Origin of the sequence: Neolewinella aurantiaca (assembly GCF_008014675.1) — a bacterium.
Classification (GTDB): Bacteria; Bacteroidota; Bacteroidia; order Chitinophagales; family Saprospiraceae; genus Neolewinella; species Neolewinella aurantiaca.
Window position 1 is genome coordinate 1 of the sequence record NZ_VOXD01000018.1, and the last position, 15,747, is coordinate 15,747.

The 15,747-nt window shown below is 51.4% G+C and carries 11 protein-coding genes and 1 pseudogene; 6 read left to right on the forward strand and 6 right to left on the reverse strand.

Going from position 1 to position 15,747, the window contains the following annotated elements:
- A pseudogene (locus FUA23_RS23140) lies at positions 1–131 on the forward strand (IS5 family transposase); the annotation flags it as partial.
- A gap of 18 nt (positions 132–149) precedes the next feature.
- On the opposite strand, the gene FUA23_RS23145 reads toward FUA23_RS23140, so the two are convergent.
- Together FUA23_RS23145 and FUA23_RS12440 are read right to left on the reverse strand one after the other, a co-directional pair.
- Complete coding sequence (locus tag FUA23_RS23145; RefSeq protein ID WP_147931073.1) at positions 150–485, reverse strand: 3'-5' exonuclease; 336 nt, start codon at positions 483–485, stop codon at positions 150–152.
- Between the two features lies 1 nt (position 486).
- Entirely contained in the window at positions 487–840 is a 354-nt protein-coding gene (locus tag FUA23_RS12440) for a hypothetical protein (protein WP_147931074.1), read from the reverse strand.
- A 486-nt stretch (positions 841–1,326) separates the two neighbouring features.
- On the opposite strand from FUA23_RS12440, the gene FUA23_RS12445 reads away from it, so the two are divergent.
- Positions 1,327–1,989 (forward strand): phosphatase PAP2 family protein, encoded by a 663-nt coding sequence (locus FUA23_RS12445; RefSeq protein ID WP_147931075.1) that lies wholly within the window; start codon positions 1,327–1,329, stop codon positions 1,987–1,989.
- A gap of 26 nt (positions 1,990–2,015) precedes the next feature.
- On the opposite strand, the gene FUA23_RS12450 is transcribed toward FUA23_RS12445, so the two are convergent.
- Entirely contained in the window at positions 2,016–2,939 is a 924-nt protein-coding gene (locus tag FUA23_RS12450) for a YheT family hydrolase (protein WP_147931076.1), read from the reverse strand.
- Between the two features lie 176 nt (positions 2,940–3,115).
- Here FUA23_RS12450 and nagB point away from each other — a divergent pair, with 176 nt between their 5' ends.
- Positions 3,116–5,062, forward strand: a complete 1,947-nt coding sequence (nagB, locus tag FUA23_RS12455) for a glucosamine-6-phosphate deaminase (RefSeq protein ID WP_147931077.1) — start codon at positions 3,116–3,118, stop codon at positions 5,060–5,062.
- 103 nt (positions 5,063–5,165) lie between these two features.
- Complete coding sequence (locus FUA23_RS12460) at positions 5,166–6,350, forward strand: class I SAM-dependent rRNA methyltransferase (RefSeq protein WP_147931078.1); 1,185 nt, start codon at positions 5,166–5,168, stop codon at positions 6,348–6,350.
- 108 nt (positions 6,351–6,458) lie between these two features.
- Here the strand turns inward: FUA23_RS12460 and tnpA are convergent, their stop codons facing one another.
- Positions 6,459–6,911: an IS200/IS605 family transposase gene (gene tnpA, locus FUA23_RS12465; RefSeq protein ID WP_147931079.1), complete on the reverse strand. Its 453-nt coding sequence runs from the start codon at positions 6,909–6,911 to the stop codon at positions 6,459–6,461.
- Between the two features lie 221 nt (positions 6,912–7,132).
- Positions 7,133–10,216: a DNA polymerase III subunit alpha gene (locus FUA23_RS12470; RefSeq protein ID WP_187271002.1), complete on the reverse strand. Its 3,084-nt coding sequence runs from the start codon at positions 10,214–10,216 to the stop codon at positions 7,133–7,135.
- 414 nt (positions 10,217–10,630) lie between these two features.
- Between FUA23_RS12470 and FUA23_RS12475 the strand changes: the two genes are divergently transcribed.
- Together FUA23_RS12475 and FUA23_RS12480 are read left to right on the forward strand one after the other, a co-directional pair.
- A complete protein-coding gene (locus FUA23_RS12475) occupies positions 10,631–11,656 on the forward strand; it encodes a hypothetical protein (RefSeq protein WP_147931081.1) in 1,026 nt (341 codons plus the stop codon).
- A 527-nt stretch (positions 11,657–12,183) separates the two neighbouring features.
- Positions 12,184–13,983, forward strand: a complete 1,800-nt coding sequence (locus FUA23_RS12480) for an acyl-CoA dehydrogenase family protein (protein WP_147931082.1) — start codon at positions 12,184–12,186, stop codon at positions 13,981–13,983.
- A 658-nt stretch (positions 13,984–14,641) separates the two neighbouring features.
- Here FUA23_RS12480 and FUA23_RS12485 read toward each other — a convergent pair.
- Positions 14,642–15,634 (reverse strand): hypothetical protein, encoded by a 993-nt coding sequence (locus FUA23_RS12485; protein WP_147931083.1) that lies wholly within the window; start codon positions 15,632–15,634, stop codon positions 14,642–14,644.
- Positions 15,635–15,747: the final 113 nt, after the last annotated feature.

Below are 15,747 nucleotides of genomic sequence, written 5' to 3' on the forward strand. Positions count from 1 at the left end.
TGTCTTTGAGTGCCCATCAAGACCGGAAGGCTCGAAGGGGTTTGTAGTAGAAGCCAAGCGGTGGGTAGTCGAAAGAAGCTTCGCCTGGATGAATTTCTATCGCAGAATCACCAAGGACCTGGAGCGAACGATAGAAAATTCGGCTTCATTCATTTTGATGGCCAACATTCAGATGGTTCTATCGTCAATACAGAGAAATCTTGACTCGAATTTTTAGACACGCTCTTATTATGAGATACAGGAATTGAGCCTCTCAAAAATTCATTTACGTGATAATGAATTTCCTCAAAAGAAGGCGCGGATTTAACCATTGTAGCTGTGATCCCGTGAATATGTGATCCACTTACATCCCTGTTCGGGTTTACTAAAGTTGAGTATGAATCAAGCACAACACCTTGACCGTTAATTTTAACCATCCCAATCTCTACGACTCGGTCGTATTTCCCGAACCCCGTAGTTTCGAGATCAATTACAGTATACTTCATCCTACTTCTTTCTCGATTCTTTCTGAATCTGTTGATATTTACCAGACAACCTTAGTAAAGCAAATGAATAATTCATTGACTTTTTCTCTTGAAACCAGCCTGAAAACAATTTTGCTTTCAGCGCAGCGTGAGCGGGTGTGCATCCTTCCAAGTAAATACATGCTGATTCATACGCATTTTCAAAATCTCCAGCTATTAAATATTGCTTTACAAGCCAGTAGTGTGGTTCATATGCGATGTCTTCAGGTAGCTCATTAGAGTAAGCCTCCAAATATTGGATGGAACTCATTAAATCACCACTAGCTAGAGATTTACGGGCATTCCAATAAGAATCGATCAGTCTTTTCCTCAACATTTGATATTGGGTTTAGAGGAGATGGAGTTTACGTGTACTCTGACGTGTGAGTTAATTGACATCCTCTTAAGAGGATCAATTCCCCATTCAACTCCTCAGCGTTCTAGATCACGTACTTAGCGCGATATACTCCTCCAAAGTTACCATTATATTTAACAAAACCTAGAAACCCCAACAAACTAATACGCGTTTAAACACTGTTGTTTTTCATCTAAGAAGACGGAAAATAGTTTTCACTTTGACCATAAATTCTCCAAAGCTTATTTCTACATCATCATTATCAACAGTTGTCAGAACTACGTTGACAATTGCCTGATACTCTAAACCATTTACGCTCGAGACCAAAAGATAAGCCAACGGCTGAAGCCGTGCCTACTGTAGCGCTTTTGACTTTTTCAACGTGTATTGCACCGGCGGCCGCGCCCTTCTGATTCTTTCCAGGGTTTACCCTGAACTTCGGGAACAGAAAGATTGCTTTATTACGATATGGCCATACCCGATAAACTGCTTACCTTTTTCCGGCGCGACAAACGCCTGCTTTTACACTTCAGTCTCTTTCTGCTGGCCGGGTTCCTGTTACTGACCCTGCTCGTTTACCTGCTGCCCCCTTCGTTTATCGACGTGGAGCTATCGGAAGAGTTGCAGGAAGATCGCAATCCGTTACTGGACGGACTGATGCAGGGCATCAGTTGGTTTGGCAACGGCATTGTGCCCGGCATACTAACCGTAGGAACCGCACTGGTTTTCCTTTTGTTCCGGGCGCGCCGTGAAGCTTTGTTCACCCTCCTGACCGCCCTGGCCGGGGCAGTAATTTACGTACTCAAAGTAGCAATTAACCGCCCCCGACCCACCGAAGACCTGGTGACCATAATCGAACACGCACAGTACCAGAGTTTCCCAAGTGGTCACGTCACTTTCTATGTCGCCTTTTTCGGCTTTCTGACTTTCCTGATGTACAGACTGGCTTGGGTACGGAGCTGGATACGGTGGAGTGTCGGTCTGGTTTGCCTGGCCCTCATTTTCAGCGTTCCTTTCTCGCGGGTTTACCTGGGCGCGCACTGGTTTACCGACGTCCTGGCCGGGTTCTTCGTGGGCCTTCTGTGTCTGATCGGGCTGGCGAAATGGTACAGCAGCAAGCCGACCGAATAAAACTCCGAAAACCAGCGGCCGGAAGATCATTCCACAAACGCCAGCGCCCGCTCATCCATCAGGTTGTGTGCTTTGCTCCGCAAAGCAAACCCTACGTGGCCGCCGTAGGCGGGTGTTTCCAGATTGATCAGCGGGTGAGTTTGCGCCAGTTTATGCGGGTTACAGGCATCCGGGACGATGGGGTCGTTCTTGGCGTTGACGATCAGGACCGGGGCGGTTGTCTCCCCGACGTAATTACCCGACGAAAGGTAAGCGTAGTAATCGTCGAGGTTGTCGTAATCGCTGATGCGCATTGAGGTTGCCCGGTCAAAATCACGCCAGACCTTTACGTCTTTCAGCTTAGAAAAATCTACCCGGCCGGGAAACTGGGCTTCTTTGGCGATCATCTTGGCCGTAAGCGACCGCTTGAATTTGATGCGGTAGATGAAATTCTCGGGCCGGTCGAGACTGTCAGCACTGTGCTGAATAAATACCGGAGCCGAAAACGCAACCCCGTGGGTTACTTCCTTTGGTCTCCGGCTTCCCATTGTTCCGAAATATTTGAGGGTAAGGTTGCCTCCCATACTGTAACCAACCAGGACGATGCGGTCGAACTTCCCCGTTGCCAGCGCGTGATCAACGACCGTCTCGACGTCTTCCGACTGGCCGTGGCTGTAGAGTTTCGGGGTGAGGTTCATCTCCTCCGAGCAGGAGCGGCAGTTCCAGGCCAGAGCGTGCCAGCCATGACGGTGGAAGTACCGGGCTGCGCTGGCCACGTAAACCCGCCGGCTGTCTCCCTCCAGGCCATGAGACAGAACGACAAGCTTACGGCTGTTGTCGTGATCCAACCAGTCGAGGTCCAGAAAGTCACCGTCAGGCGTATCAATCCGTTCCCGGCGGTAATCGACGGGAACCGAACGAAAAATATTGGGAGCAATGGTCTGGTAGTGGGCGCGGAAACGATTGAGCATATTTTGGGTAACAGATGGGATAGAAAATTGATCATGAAGGCGAGGCATTTCCGGCAAAAAAATACACGTTCAAACACACTACTCAACCCCGAAAGATATACCGCAACGTGTTTGAACGTGCAAAAAAATCAAAACACAATATTTCCCTAGCTTTAGCCTGTCTAAAAAGTCAATCAATGCTACCAATCCACACCTCCCCCAAAGCGGACATCAGCTACCGCCACGTAGGCCGTACCGATGTTACCCGCTACGAGAAGATGCACGTCGAAGTATTCGGAGAATCGGCTGATGCCTCCATCGCCGTTGCCAATGAGATCGCCGATCTCATCCGCGCCAAGGCCTACGCCCGGCAAAAGTGTGTGCTCGGCCTCGCCACCGGTTCCTCTCCTATTCGGGTGTACGACGAGCTCGTACGCCTGCACAAAGAGGAAGGTCTGAGTTTCGCCAATGTTGTCACCTTCAACCTCGACGAGTACTTCCCCATGGAACGTACCGATAGCCGCTCCTACTGGTACTTCATGCACGAGCACCTCTTCGATCACGTAGACATAGACCCGCAGAACATTCATCTCCCGGATGGCAGGATCGACCTGGCCGACGTCTACCAGCACTGTATGGACTATGAGCATAAAATAGAAGAGCACGGCGGCCTGGACTTTCAGCTTCTGGGTATCGGACGTACGGGCCACGTAGGTTTCAACGAGCCTGGCTCGAACTCCCGTAGTCTCACCCGCCTCATCACTCTCGATCATCTCACGCGGGTAGATGCCGGACCAGACTTCCAGGGCATGAACAACGTACCCACCCGCGCCATCACCATGGGCATCGATACCATCCGGAAAGCACGGAGGGTCGTGCTCGTAGCCTGGGGCCACAAAAAGGCGCCGATCGTACAAACCGCCGTAGAGGGTGAGCGCACCAGTTCTGTACCTGCGTCCTTCCTTCAGGACCACGACAACCTGACGGTTCTTCTCGACGGTGAAGCTTCTTCCGACCTCCGCCGCTTCAAAACACCGTGGCTCGTCGGGCCTTGCGAATGGGACGAAGACCGTACCCGCAAGGCCATTGTCTGGCTGAGCAGCCACGTGGAAAAACCCATTCTCAAACTCACGGAACGCGACTATAACAACAACGGCATGTCAGACCTTCTTGCCCGGGATGGTTCCGCTTACGAACTCAACATCAAGATGTTCAACCAGCTTCAGCACACCATTACCGGCTGGCCGGGCGGTAAACCGGGAGTAGACGACAGCCAGCGCCCCGAGCGCAAGAGCCCCGCAAAGAAGAGGGTTATCCTTTTCAGCCCTCACCCCGACGACGATGTGATCAGCATGGGCGGCACCTTCCTTCGCCTTGTCGATCAGGGGCACGAAGTACACGTTGCTTACCAGACCAGTGGCAACATCGCCGTTTCCAACGCCGATGCCCGCCGCTTCGCCGAGTTCTGCCAGCAGGTTAACCGCAGGGCAGGCGTCGAGAACCCAGACCTCGACAAAACAGTAGACCTGCTGCAAAACCCTGACCCCGCAGCAGACACCGACCCGCTGGAAGTCAGAACCATAAAAGGCCTTATCCGCCAGGGCGAAGCCATTGCGGGAGCTCGCTTCTGTGGTGTTCCGGACGAACAGATTCACTTCCTCAACATGCCTTTTTACGAATCGGGGAAGAACAAAAAGTTCCCCCTCAGCCAGCCCGACATCGATCTGGTCAAGGACCTCATCAAAAAAGTGGAGCCCCACCAGATTTATGCCGCAGGTGACCTTGCGGACCCTCATGGAACCCACAAGGTTTGCCTCGATGCCGTCTTCCAGGCCCTCGACCAGCTGGAGGGAGACGACTCCATCAAGAACACCTGGCTCTGGCTCTACCGCGGTGCCTGGCAGGAGTGGCCCATCCATGAAATCGAAATGGCGGTCCCCCTTTCTCCGCAGGAAGTGGACAAGAAAAGACAGGCCATATTCTTCCACCAGAGCCAGAAAGACGGCGTCATGTTCCAGGGCGAAGACAACCGGGAATTCTGGCAGCGGGCCGAGCAACGAAACCGGGAAACTGCCCGGGCTTACAACCAACTGGGGCTTACGGAGTACGAGGCCATCGAGGCGTTCAGGAGGTGGCGGTTTTAAGCCTGAGTCCTTTGATCGCTTACTCTTTCAGCTTGTTGTTTCGTCAGAAGCTTCCGGCTAAAAGACTAACGAACTAACGCACCAACGAACTACCTTCGCCCTTATGAAGACAGTAACCCTCCAAAAAGGCAAAGACGGAGCCATCCGCCGCCGCAACCCCTGGGTATTTTCCGGTGCAATCAAGCGCGAGGAAGACGGAATTGAAGATGGCGATCTCGTCGCCGTCGAGGCCATCAACGGTGAACGCCTTGGCTACGGACACTATCAGGGAGGTGGCATCCGGGTGCGGTTACTTGCTTTCGGAGAAGATGTATTGCCGATCGACGAAGTCTTCCGCGACAAGCTTAGCCAGGCTCTCGACCTGCGCCGGCAGCTCGGTCTGGCCGATGATCCGCTGACGAACGCCTACCGCATCGTACACGCCGCCGGCGACGGATTGCCCGGGCTGATCGTAGATCGCTACGCCTCCGTGGCGGTGATTCAGTGCCACGGTATCGGCATGTTCCGGCAGCGTCGTCTGATCGCAGAATTGCTCATGGAGTTGATGGGAGATCAGATCACCACCGTTTACGACAAGAGCGCAAAGACCCTGCCCGACCGTTACCCCGCCGAAGACGGTGTTTTGCTCGGCGAGCAGGTTAGCGAAGTTGTAATCCTCGAAAACGGCCGCCGTTTCCGGGTAGACATCGCCGACGGCCAAAAGACGGGCTTCTTCCTCGATCAGCGGGACAACCGCTGGCTGCTGGGCAGTTACTCAAAAGGCAAACGGGTGCTCAACACCTTCTGCTACACTGGCGGTTTTTCGGTATACGCATTATTGGGCGACGGTGCGCAGGTGCAAAGTGTGGACCTGAGCGGCAGTGCCATCGATCTCACCAACGACAACGTTGGGCGCAACGGCGACTTCTCCGACAAACACGAAGCCTACGCGGCTGATGTGATGGAATGGCTCAAGGAACACAGCGAAGACGACCCTTACGACATCATTGTCGTGGATCCGCCCGCATTCGCTAAAAACAAGCATAAACGCCACAAAGCCGTCCAGGCCTACAAGCGCCTCAACGCCCGGGCGATGAAAGCCATCAAGCCCGGCGGGCTGCTCTTCACTTTCAGCTGCAGCCGGGTTGTGGAACGACAACTTTTCTACGACACCATCGTCGCCGCCGGCCTCGAGGCCGGCAGGAACTGCCGGGTCCTCCATCACCTCAGCCAGGGAGCGGACCACCCTGTAGACCTCTACCACCAGGAGGGAGAATACCTCAAAGGGCTGGTGTTGCGGGTGGACTAGCCTTCGCTAGGGCGAGGAGGAGGTAGTCCCCCCCGGATTCCGCGACTGCTACGCAGTCTGCTCCATCCAGGGGTACGGCGGTTTGATCCCTCCGGGATCGGAGTGCTTTTATTCAAAATACTGCTCGTCAAATTCTACACCATTTTTGTGCAGCAAGCGACGTAGTTCGTTAGAAGAATTTTCTTTGCGGTGGTGGGCTTCCTGGTTCTCTGCGTAGAGGATCAGATTACGAAGTGCATCTGGTGTATAAGTAAAGGCACCATACCCTACTTGCCAATACCTGAAATCCGGGAATAGATTCGTGTGTCGGATAAACCTGGAACTTGCCAGCTTGATATCTTTCACCAGACTGGCTAGTGCTACTGAAGGATGTAAGCCAATGATGAGGTGCAGGTGATCTTCCACTCCCCCACCCTGGTACATCGTACAGCCTTTGTTTTTAACGATAGCCCCCATATAGGAGTAGAGTTTTTCCCGCTGCTCCCGCCCGATCATTACGGGTTCGCGGTATTTTGTAGAAAAAACGATCTGGTAAACAGTACGGATGTAAGTACTACTCATGACAAAGAGGTTTATAACTGCCGTCAACCAGCAATCAGTACATGGCGATAATGCCAGCGGCAAAAGAGCAACACTCTAAGCCCATTAGTCGTATTTTATACGAATACTTGCGTTTATAAACGTATACAAACGCCTACGCAACCCGATCCCGGAGGGATCAAACCGCTCTAACCCCGGATGTAGCAGACTGCATAGCAGTCACAGAATCCGGGGAAAGCCACCTACCCAAACCGCAAATCCGGTAAATAAGCCAACCGCTCCATCTCCCCCACTTCCAGACTGGGGAAGTCAAACTCGCGTGTGACCCTTCCCTTCAGGCGGTACACCCCCCTCCCGGAAAACGGGTGCTCCGAAAGGCTGTCGGGGAAGTGAACGGTATCGAAGTGTTGCCCGCCCTCGTCCAGCCAGCAGCCAAAACTCATGCGCTCTCCCTTTACCGTCGGGACAACCTTATCGCAGACGAAGTAGGCCAGTAATTCGACGGGCTGCCGGTCCATTATGCGGGAGATACGACTCGCGGCCCCCTTGTCTCCCCAGTCGTTTACATGTTTGGGGGCGCGGCCGCAGGATGCCGGGTGGGGTTTTCCGGGAACAATCTCCGCGCCAGAATCATCCTGTCCCGGAAAGCTCTTTCCTGTCGGGGGATTGACCAGCAAAAAGGGAGAGCACAGCATGAAGCCCAATAGTTCCAACTCATCGAAGGCCTGGTCCAGTTCTTCGGCGGAGAGCGGATGCCCGGTATAGTGATTGGGAGAAAGGTCGAGATCAAAATGCTGCGTTGGCCCGGTATTCGCGAAAAGCCCGGGTGTAGGGTTCTGCTTCACTCTGGGGTTGAACACAGCGTTTTTCTCCCACAACAGTTCAGATTTCGTTCGTCCCGTAAAGCGAAAAGCCCCGATGCGGACGAGCAGATCGAGTTGAGCTCTATCAACCCGAAGGCGCGCACAAAAATCTGTCAGGGACACGAAGTGGCCACCCCGTTCGCGCTCCAGCAGTATGCGAAGAATCAGCTGCTCCGAAATTCCTTTCACGTGAACGAACCCCAGGTAGAGGTCTTTGCCCTGCAGGTCCGTCAGGTAGCGCCCCTGATTGATGCAGGGGGCATGGATGGTTGCCCCTAGCAACCGGGCCTCGTGCACGTAGAACTCCGTTTTGTAGAAGCCCCCAAAGTTATTGATTACCCCCACCAGAAATTCCAGCGGGTAATAAGCCTTGAGAAATAAGCTCTGAAAACTCTCTACGGCGAAGGAGGCCGAATGCGCCTTACAGAAGCTGTACCCGGAGAAAGACTCGATCTGTCGCCAGACCTCCTCTGCCTTCTCAAGAGCGTAACCCCGCACCTGCGCCCCCGCAAAAAATTTCTCGCGGAGTCGCTGAAACGTGTCATCGTCGTGTTTTTTACCGCTCATGATCCGCCGCAGCACGTCGCTTTCGTTCAGGTCTAAGCCCGCAAAATGATGAACGATCTTCATGACGTCTTCCTGGTACACCATGATCCCGAAGGTCTCTCCGAGTTGCTCTTCGAAGACGGGAGCCAGGTATTCGAAACTGTGCGGAAAGTGGTAGCGGTGGATGTATTCTTTCATCATTCCCGACTTGGCCACACCAGGACGGATGATGCTGCTTGCGGCCACCAGATGGATGTAATTGTCGCACTTCAGTTTGCTCAGCAGGCTCCGCATCGCGGGGCTTTCGATGTAAAAACAGCCAAGTGCATTCCCTTTTTTGAGTAGAGTTTTTACTTTGGCATCGTTTTTGATTTTATCAAGATCGTGAATATCAACCGCTTTCCCCTGATTGCGTCGGATGAGGTCTACTGCCGATTTCAGGTGCCCCAATCCCCGTTGGCTGAGCACATCGTACTTGTGGAACCCGAGGTCTTCAGCGTGATACATGTCGCAGTGAGCAACAGGAAATCCCTTTGGCGTCAGTAACTGTGCGGTATGGTAATGAATGGGTTTTTCGGTAATTACGATGCCTCCGGCATGGATGCTCAGGTGATTGGGCAACCCCAGAAGGCCGGCCGCAATCCTGAGAACCTCTGCCGCTTTCGGGTCCGCTGCTTTCTGTCCGTGCGGGTCGCGTACCAGAAGGTCGATTTCTTCTTTGGGCAGTCCGTAAACTTTAGCGACTTCGCGCAGGGCGGCACGGCCCTTAAAAGTGGAGTAGGTCGCCAGCAGTGCGGTATAATCGCGGCCGTACCGCTTGAAGATGTAGTCGGTAACGTCGTCGCGTTCATCCCAGCTGAAGTCGATGTCAAAATCCGGCGGACTGGCCCGGAAGGGATTAATAAAGCGTTCAAAGTAAAGGTCGAGCTCCAGAGGATCGACGTCTGAGATCGTGATGCAATAAGCAACAATTGAGTTGGCCCCCGAGCCACGCCCCACATGCTGATAACCTGCCGCCCGGGCGTAGCGGACGATATCGTGGGTGATGAGAAAATAGGAACAGAAATCCTGCTTCCTGATCACGGCCAGTTCCCGCTCTACCCGCAGACGGGCCTTTTGAAAACGTACCCCCGGCGGGTAACGACGGGTAACCCCCGCCAGTGCCAGTTTCTCCAGCAAAGCGTAATCGCCCTCTCTGGACCCCGTGAAGGAGCGGCGGTTGATCTGCAGGCCCGTCTCCAACTCTGCCGTACAGGAGTCGATGATCCGTTGGGTATTGCGGACGATTGCGGGATAAGACTTATAGAACCCGGCCAGGGTTTCGGGAGGCAGCAACCGGTCTCCCCGCTTAGCCAGGTCGCGTGGGGTGAGTTTGGTATGAACCGTGTTCAGGTCGATCGCCCGCAGGGTTTTGTGCCGGGAGTAATCCTCGTCCGTAATCGCGACAACCGGAGCGAGAACAACCAGCTTGTGCTGAAAATTACGCAATTCGTGACTAAAAAGCCGGTTAACGTGCTGAGGACGGACCCCCAGAAGCTCGTTGTCTCTGAAGTCTCTGATGGGTTTGCACAATCGTGGGTAAATGATCCATACATCCGACATTGGAGGCGGTACGGCGGGCAGTTTCTTTTCTTCCAGCGCATGTCTGCTTAAAAAAGCACACAGGTTCCGCCAACCTTCCGCATTACGCGCCAGGCCCGAGTAGAGCCATTGCCCCTCCCGCCAAAACGAAATACCGAGAATTGGCTTGATGCCCGCTGCCCGGCAGCGGGCAACAAACTCGACCGCACAACTAGTGTTGTTGGCATCAGTCAGGGCCAGGGTTTTGACTCCCCAGGCAGCAGCCTTTTCTACAAGCGTCGCGGGCATGAGTACCCCGTAGCGCAGGCTAAATGCAGTGTGAACACTCAGGTGCATAACCAAGTAATTCTTCTTTTGAAGCATAGAGCTGTCTGATCACCGAAGTGAATTCATAAAAAAAATGCATGTTTAGTCGTTAATTTTCAGGGATGAAACGATCGCGGACAATGACTTAACATTTGTCGCTAACCTACTTCGTGGCAATCAGTTGTATATATATGCAGACGCAAAGTAATGTATTTCACCACTACCAAACAAATTTTTTGTTTTTAAAAAACCAATAAGCCTACTTATGTTTGCAAACTCCACCTTAACTTTTCGGTTGTGACCAGTATGTGTTCCTTCGTCTTAGTTATTGAAAAATAAACCATTATACTTCTCAATAGTCGATCACAAGTCTTTCTCTTTTGATCAGCAGAGTAATTGTACAGAACCTTCGTTGATCGATGTTCTCTGTATCAATAACAAGCCATGATGAACGCATATCCTACAGAAACTTTTCAGAGTCGTTTTTTCGAACAACTGGAGCGGCAGTTCGACAAACGCGGAGACATGGTCAACGCTACCTGTGAAACACTTCATTTGGGTCGGGATGCCGTTTATCGCCGCTTGCGTGGCGACACCCTCCTCACTGCTAATGAATTGATGACTCTTGCGCAAAAATTCAATATTCAACTCGACGAAGAAGTAGGAAACCGCAAATCTTCGACATCTCAACTGATCTACCCTCAGGGTATTAATCAAGTAAAGGACGAACTGGAGTATTTCGAACAACTCGAATCGTACTGCCAGAAAATGATCAACTTACCTGAAGTTGAAATTGACTACGCGACTCCCGAACTCCCCCTTTACTACGAGGGCTTCACTCCTACTCTACTGGCATTCAAGACGTACGTTTACGGCCTGACTTCCTGGAATTTTGAAAAGTGGAAAGGGCTCCCTTTCAGCCCTTCATTGATCGATCCGAAAATGTTCGAGATCACCGAACGCTTCATTCCCAAACTGTTCAAATTACCCGGAAGGGAACTTTGGTCTATTGGAATTCTTGACATAACGCTTCGTCAGATCGAGCACGCCGTTGAAGTCGGGCAACTGAATGACAGAAAGCTTGTAGATAAAATGTTCGAGGAACTTGAAGATACCATTCGGCACATGGAAGACATGGCAAGGTTCGGTAAAAAGTTCCTCCCCGGAGAGATACCCTCTAAGAACGACCCCGATTTTCAGGTTTATCACAATGAAATGACAAATACGAACAATGTCATTATCATAAAATCCCCTTTGCAGTCGTTCGTGTTTTCTACATTTGTCAACCCTAACTACATCATCAGTACGAATGAACGCATTCAGGTACAGATGGAAACATGGTTCAATAATCTGGTGGACAACTCTAATTGCCTTAGTAAAAAATCAAGCAAATATTACCGGCAATTCTTCGCCAGATTGAGACGAACGGTTCATGCGGCTCAAAATCGCGTAAATGGACTGTTAATTTGAGGAAACGGCATTTAAATCCTTCACATTAGCTTAAAAAATATGTAACATTAAATACATTTGCAAAAATTGCGTAACCTGTGTATCAACAAGAATGTTATCTTTGCAACGCAAGAAGAGAGATGTATATCTTTTACTATGATCTCGCTTCTTAAAGAATAGGTTTATTTTTCATGAGAGACGCTGTGGACAACACAGTCGTATAACCAGACCCAGGCGCGATTCGCTTGGGTCTTTTTTTTGCTTTTGCAAAAAGATATTTGTCGGCCCTAATCCCCTCTTTTTCTGAAGATTACTGCAAAAGTCGCGTTCTACACAAAGGCAGGTCGCACGAGTTGCACTAAGAACATTTCCGTCCTTTGTCTCTCCTCCTGATCCGCCGGTTTCCCCTGAAGCAACAACACTTCCTGCTGCTTTCAGGTAAGCACTTAGCGAAAATTCGCTAAATAATTGCCTTCTCTCTTGACCGGATGGCCTCTGGACCGTAACTTCGCAGCGAAAATTCGCTAAACATAAAATAGATACCGATCATGTCAACAACTGCAGAACAGCTAAAAGTCCTTAAAGGCGGGGAATTTCTCATTGCCGATGCTACGCCAGAAACTACGTTTACTCCCGAAGACTTCAACGAGGAGCAGATGATGGTAAAGCAGATGGTTGACGATTTCATTCAACAAGAGATCACTCCGAACCTCGACAACATCGAGAAGCAAAAAGACGGCATCGCCCCTAAGCTCCTCGAGAAGATGGCCGAACTCGGTCTGCTTGGCAGCCATATGCCCGAGCAGTACGGTGGCCTGGAGATGGACACCAACACCAACACTCTCATTTGCGATGTAATGGGAGGAAGCTCAGGCTCATTTACCGTTTCCTTTGCTGCCCATACCGGCATTGGGATGCTTCCTATTCTGTACTACGGTACCGAGGCTCAGAAAGAACAATGGCTCCCCCGTCTCATCAACGGTGAGTTGAAAGCAGCCTATTGCCTTACAGAACCCGGCTCGGGTTCTGACGCAACCGGCGCGAAGACAACCGCCATGCGCGATGGAGACGAATGGGTACTCAATGGCCAGAAGATGTGGATTTCCAACGCAGGCTTTGCGGATGTTTTCATCGTTTTCGCTCAGGCCGAAGGCGACAAGTTCACCGGCTTCATCGTTCCGTCTAACCTACCCGGCATCACTCTGGGTGCAGAAGAAGACAAACTCGGCATCAAGGGCAGTTCTACCCGTCAGGTTTTCTTCGAAAACTGCCGCATTCCAGCTGATGCGTTTCTCGGTGAGATTGGCAAGGGGCACCTCATTGCCTTCAACGTTCTCAACGTTGGTCGTTTCAAGCTTCATGCACTCAGCATCGGCGGTGCCAAGAATAGCCTCAGTGTAGGCATCCGTTACGCCAACGAGCGGATTCAGTTCAAACAGCCAATCGCCAACTTTGGTGCCATCAAGCATAAGATCGGCGAAGCAGCAATCAGAATCTTCACGGGAGAATCTTCTCTCTATCGTGTCAGCCAGCTTATTCAGGATGCTAACGAAGGCCACAAAGCAGACGGTAAAACCTACGCCGAAGCTAAGCGTCTAAGCGCCGAAGAGTATGCCATCGAGTGCGCCCTGCTCAAGTTCATCGGTTCTGAGTTGCTCGACTATACTGTCGATGAAGTACTCCAGATTCACGGAGGAATGGGCTACAGCGAAGAAACCCTCGCTCCACGGATGTACCGCGATGCACGCATCAACCGTATCTACGAGGGAACCAACGAAATCAATCGTCTGCTCAGCGTTTCGCAGCTTATGCGCCGCGCTATGAAGGGATCACTTGACATCGTTTCTCCGGCCTGGGCCGTACAGAAAGAACTCGCTACGCCAGCCGACGCCAGTATTCCGGAAGGTACTTACGGTGCGGAAATCAAAGCTGTTTCCGATTTCAAGAAAGCCATCCTCATGGTGGTAGGTGCAGCCGCAAAAGGGCAGATGGACGGGAAACTAGACCTCAAAGAGTCTCAGGAGATTGTGATGAACGTTTCTGATATGCTGGCCGACCTGCTCAACGCTGAGTCGACCCTGCTTCGTCTCCAGAAACTGCACCAGACCGGTAAAGGAACCCAGCCCCAGGAAGTCCTGGATGCTATCCTTCAGGTCTACTTCCACGACGCGAACGCACGCATCGCGAAGAACGCGCTCGACGCTGTGTCAAGCTTCGCAGAAGGTGATCTGCTGAACACCTTTGTTACCGGCATACGCCGTTTCACGCAGTACCCTCCGCGTAACGTGGCCAGCCTGCGTCGTGTTGTTGCCGATCACTGCATCAAAGCCAATGAGTACGCGCTCTAAACTTAAAAGTGAACAATTGTATTTGCCCCTTCACCCGCATTGGTGAGGGGGCTTTTTTATTGCCCGTGAACCACGCCCTTCTACGCCGGCACATCTGGATGCCTCATACCATTAGGCTCGGCAGCAGGTGCAGGGCAATCGTTTACGCAGTACGACCGCCCCCGCAAGCAGAAATACAAATCAGGCTGTGCATCGCCCGCGGGGATGATCTGTAGCTTCCCCGGATCCGCCCGGAAAGCATTTGGCAATGCCCACAAATTGACGGCAGCGTAATATCAAAGAGTTGGAAGCTACCAACCCTGAACGGGCACAAACCAGATTGTCGGCGATTGCTCCTCCCCGGCGCAGCGACTTGGGGAAGCGGGGTGGGGTTGAACGACAATCGGGTTTGCGCGCCCCGCGATATATCAATTTATTCCCATACTACTGGACATTTCGCTTCGCGGCTTCTTCGAGGCTTTGTTCCCTCTCCGCTGAGCCTTAGGCGAGCACGAAGTACTGCAAAGCAAACCTTGCCGGAGAGGGCGGAGGGTGAGGTGGAAAATCAAAAATATCCAGTAGTATGATTTATTCCATAAAAAAATACCCCCGACCAAATTCAGGTCGGGGGTATTTTATGGAATAACCTCAGAATTAATTTCTGATATTTATTTATGTATTAATCTTCATTCAGGAACAAAGAAGAAATACCCGGGAAAGAGATGGTATTCAGAGGCGCTACGTTTCCGTTCGCGTCCTGAGCAAATGAAAGCATCATTCCTCCGTTACGCAGGCGTTCCGCTACGTAGAAGATTTCTTCGTCATTGTCATAATCTATATCGACGGGATTACCGAGCATTGTGTTCTCACCGCTGATCTTGGTGTAGTCGGCAGAAGTAACTACGTCCCCGGTAAAGTCGCTGAAGTCTCTGATGATGAAGATAGCTCCGTCGTTGTCAACGCCGCCATCACCTACATCGGTAAGAATCATCAGGTCATCGTCGTCGTCATATTCGATACCGTGGGTACGGACAAGGCCGTCAATACGGATGTAGCGATCGACTACTGCGGTGGCACCGTCAGCGTTATCGAAGAAGTTATTCATCACTGCAATAGAGTCAGAGTTATCAACGATAGCATAAAGCACCCCGTCGTAAAACTCTATGCCCCAGAGGTTAAAGTCAGTATTTACTGTTTTGACTTTAGTAAATCCGGTATCGTCATTGAAGTTGTAGAGAACGAGGGCGTTACCGTCGTCTACATCTTCTGCTACGATAATCTGGTTGTCGTCGGCAACAACGAGACCACGACCATTGGTAAAGTCAGAGCTACTGGTGAATTCAACTTCGCCGTCGAAGTCGTCGTCCAGTACATCTTCGTAGCTTACCAGTACATTAGAGGAACGGTTCACCTGAAAGAGGCGTTCGGGACCGTCGGCGTAAATGATACCATCAGAATCCGTTCCGGCGGCGCTGAAAGTTTCGAGCACCAGCGGATCGTCTTTAGTATCTACGATTCCAACGAGGCCGGATGTATTTGAAGACATGAAGAGGGTTCCGTTGTCAGTAAGGTCGATGCCAAGCACTTCGTCGTCATCGTCACATGAAGAAAGGCCAAATACAGAGCATGCGAGAAGCAGCATAAACAGCTTCGTCAGGGGGAAAAATTTCATAGTAAAGTTGGTTTTTTGGATAGTTTAATGGCATTCCTTTCAACAGTAATGCCTGCCTTGTTTCGCTATAAAAACGGAAGCCCCCGATTTCGTGTTCGGAATTGCTGAAATTA